Origin of the sequence: Collimonas silvisoli, from assembly GCF_018305005.1 — a bacterium.
Lineage (GTDB): Bacteria > Pseudomonadota > Gammaproteobacteria > Burkholderiales > Burkholderiaceae_D > Collimonas > Collimonas silvisoli.
Genome location: NZ_JAGQEG010000189.1, coordinates 1 through 3832 on the forward strand (window position 1 = coordinate 1; position 3832 = coordinate 3832).

The window sequence follows — 3832 nt, forward strand, 5'->3', positions numbered from 1 at the left end:
GGTGGTTCGCGTTTGGCCCGTTGGTGAGCAGGCTGCCGCCCCGGCCATCTATGATGCCGCCGCCCACGATGCCGCTTTGTGTCGTGCTATTGGCTAGAATCAATGGATTGCACGATTGGACATTCTTGGCCGTGGCCGTGCCGCATGTACCGACACCGTTGTCGTAATCTTTCGGGTTGCGTGAAGCAAATAGCGTAACGCCCGTATCGATCCACAGCGTGACGCCCGATTTCAGTTTCAGCGGGCCGCTGAGAAAGCCGGATTGACCTGATGAACCTTGGACCAGCTTGACCGCTCCTCCAGCAGGACAAGCGTCAATTGCAGCCTGAATGCGGCTTGCGTCCGGCTGGGAATTGCTTGGAACGCCATCGACAGCATCAATCGAACCATTGACCGGCGTGAGCGTGGCCGCAAGCGGCTGGCACACTGTTGCAGGCAACGCCGGTTCCGCCACGGTTCCCCATTGGGTAGACACGGACGCGGCATAAACGCAAGTTGGACCGGCTGCGCTGAAGGCCGCGAGGAACAAGCTCAGAGAGCCGATAAGGTAGCGACGGCCATGCTTGGAACATTTCATATGGTTCTTCTCCAGAATGATATTGAGTGGCCGGCTTGCCTGTTCCGCATCTCAAAATGCAAGCCCTTCTTCAGTGATCAATCGTGAGCAATATCAAAACAAATTGCAATCAAGCAATCCCTAAATGAGGGTAGGGATTTCCTTCCCGATGGCAAATAAACTCGATGGCCAGCAGGTAAAAATTACCTCAATCATTTAAAGAACTCGATCACCTGGTCGACGAGTTAGAAGCCAGAATCCAGATGTGGCGCAAGCAGAACGAACCAAGCAGAAAACAGGTTTTCCCTGCCGTGAGTCCAACAAGGGGCGGCTAGCTATTTCACGGCGCCATGAGACTTCATTTTTGGTAAAGTCGAATTCATGCTCGGCCAATCGCAGGCCGCCCTTGTCAATAACATCGGCCGCGAGCGCCGACGATGCTAAAAACCACGCAACGATACATTCCAGGCATCAATAGAAATCTGCCTTCAGGGTAAGGAAAGCTTGGCGTGGCGGGATCGGATAGGTATTGTAGGTGCCGCTTGCGGCGCCTACAACCACTTCTAGCGGGCCCTCGCGGTTAGCCAAATTGGTCACATTGAAGTTCCATCGTGGATTTTTCAGCAAGTCGCCCATGTACGGCAACTTGCCTGAAAGGTTCAGACCCATCAGGAAATAACTGCTCACATGGAGGTCGTTGGTGTAAGTCGCATATCGTTTGCCGACGAAATCGCCGATCAGCTGTATCTCGACACCGCTGACGGTGGCGGTGCCAACGAATTTATTCATCCAGGTTGGAGTACCCGGTACGGTCTTGCCAGCGGTCTGGACCACGCTGCTGCCCGAGGCGTAGTTGTCTTCGTATCTGGACCTGTTGTATGAGATAGCGTCGTAGAACGAAATGTTATGGCCGAAATGCAAGGTGCCGGCCAGATCTACACCGTCGGTTTTGACGCTGCCGACGTTGGCAAGGATGGGGTTGCCTCCCACAATGGCGCTGATCACCGGGGTTGGGCTGATCGATAGCAGCCGGTTGCTGAAATCGACATGATAGAGGTCTATCTGGCCGTCGAAGGCTTTGATCACGCCCCAGTCCAGTTGGCGGGTGTCGCGCAGGCCCAGCTCGTAGGTGACCGAAGTTTCCGGTTTTGCAGTTGACTTGAACAAGTCAAACGCTTGCTGGCTGGCCAGGCTCCAAGGCGATGCGCCGCCCGCGCCGTAGGTGACGAATTGCCGCATGTTTTTCTGAATATTGGCGAACACCTGGTCTTGCGGCGACAGATTCCAGCGCATGCCCACACCCGGCAGGAACCAATTCTTGCTGACTATCTCGCCGACCGGCAAGGCTTTCGAACCGTTGCCGATCGCTGCCGGCGCTTCTTGCACCGGGAATTCGCCATCGGCAAATTGCAGACTGGATTTAAAGCCTGCTTGCAGAACGAGATTCGGACGCAACTTCCATTCGTCCTGCAGATGGAACTGGGCCACTTTGTTGTCGATGCCGCTGCCGTATTGGGTGATCAGCGGGCCGGAAGGACGTGTGTACGGTGAACTCGGATTGTTGACGTCCAACGCATACCAGCGCCGGTATGCTTCCGAACGGTTGTGCTCAAGCCAGACACCCGACTCGATTTTGTGGTTGCCTACTTCCCATTGCAGGGTCGACAGGTAGCCATCGCGGTTGATTGTGTATTCGGTGGTGCGGGTGGCGTAACCGGAGTTGCCGAAGATTTGTTTCAGGTTCTGATTTGGATAGTACACGGAGAACAGCGCCGGCAAACCGGCCGCGCCGATCGGCCCCGCCACTACGCCCACGCCATCGTCGTGATGGAAGTAGATCTGGTTGGTCCAAGTCAGGTTGTCGGTCAGATTGGCCTCGTACTTGGCATAAGTCAGGAAATCAGTGCGCTGCGCATCGCTGTAATAGTTGCGGTAATTGCTGCCGTCCGCAGCTGGGGTGGCGCCGGTTGGCGATAAATAGGCCAACGCAGCCGGGAAATCCGGATACAGGAATGGGCGGGTGTAGGGCGCGCTCTTCTCGCCTGCAACGTGCACGATGGAATCTTCGTTCGGCTCGGTCTTGTCGGAGTAGTCGGCGTACAAGGTCAGCTTGCCGGCACTGCCGTTGTGGACAAACTTGGCGTTGATCTGGTCGTTGCTCTGGCGACCGTTAAAATCCCAGGCTCTTGCTTCGTGGTGCAGGCCTGAAATGTAGGCGCTGTTACCGCTACCAAATTCTCCGGTATCAACGCGGATGAAAGTGCGTGAGGTGTTATGGCTGCCGACTGTCTGCTGCACGTTGACGTTGTGCTTCATCAGCGGGTCGCTGGAAAAGGTTTCGATAGCGCCACCGAGGTTACTGGTCGATGCAGTGCCAAGATCACCGGCGCCGGTTGAAAGTACAACGCTGCGGACATTTTCACTGGTAACGGCGCGCTGCGGCGACAAGCCATTGTAGTTGCCGTATTGCTGGTCGCCGAGCGGCACGCCGTCCATCGTGTAGCCTAGTTGCTGGCCGTTGAAGCCATGCACGAACAGCGACAGGTTTTGCTCGTTATTACCCCAAGGATCAGCGGTTTGGAAGCTGACGCCTGGCAGTGTTTCCAGCGCTTTCAGCGGATTGACGCCGGGAAGAATTTTCTGGATTTCATTGCCGCTCATGGACACTGTCGAACGTGTCTTGCGTGTGGAAATTTCTACGGTTGTCACCTGGCCGCCGTCAGCCTCCGGTGCAGCCGCTGCGGTGACTGTCTGAGCATATGCGTGGCCGCTAGTCGCGGCAGCGCAAAGGGCCGAAACGGCGAAAGTGATGTAGGAGGATTTACGGCGCAGTGCCGTATGCGAATACTTGTTCATCAATAACCTTTGAAAAAAAAGAGGAGGCTGTGCAACCGTGCGAGAGCCTAACCAGCTTCAATTACAGAGTGATGACAACTACCGCGTGATCATTACGATGTGTGGTTTTTGAGCGACTACCACCTTATATGCATCCTGCAGAAATTTAATTCCCCATGAACTGCTCATTGCCGACAATGCCGATCTTGGTCACGCCCAGCCGCTGCGCCGACGCCATCACCGCCGCCACCGACTTGTACTCCACCGCCTTGTTCGGACGCAGGTGCACCTCATCGATATTGCCGCCGGCAACGACGCCCTTCAAGCGATCTTCCAGTTCGGTACGGCTGGCCATCGGCGTACCGTTCCACATCACCGTGCCGGTCGGATCGATGTCCACCGTGTCCACCACCGGCAATGCCAACGGCGGCGGCGGATTAC

2 protein-coding genes and 1 pseudogene are annotated in these 3832 nt (G+C 55.9%); all 3 read right to left on the bottom strand.

What is annotated here, in order from left to right; genetic code table 11:
* Positions 1-577, bottom strand: a pseudogene (locus tag KHU33_RS25665) (polygalacturonase); the annotation flags it as partial.
* Positions 578-1027: 450 nt separating this feature from the next.
* Positions 1028-3412 (bottom strand): TonB-dependent receptor, encoded by a 2385-nt coding sequence (locus tag KHU33_RS25670; protein ID WP_211468308.1) that lies wholly within the window; start codon positions 3410-3412, stop codon positions 1028-1030.
* Positions 3413-3557: 145 nt separating this feature from the next.
* Positions 3558-3832: ExbD/TolR family protein (locus tag KHU33_RS25675; RefSeq protein ID WP_211468310.1), on the bottom strand; the 275-nt coding region annotated here is incomplete at its 5' end.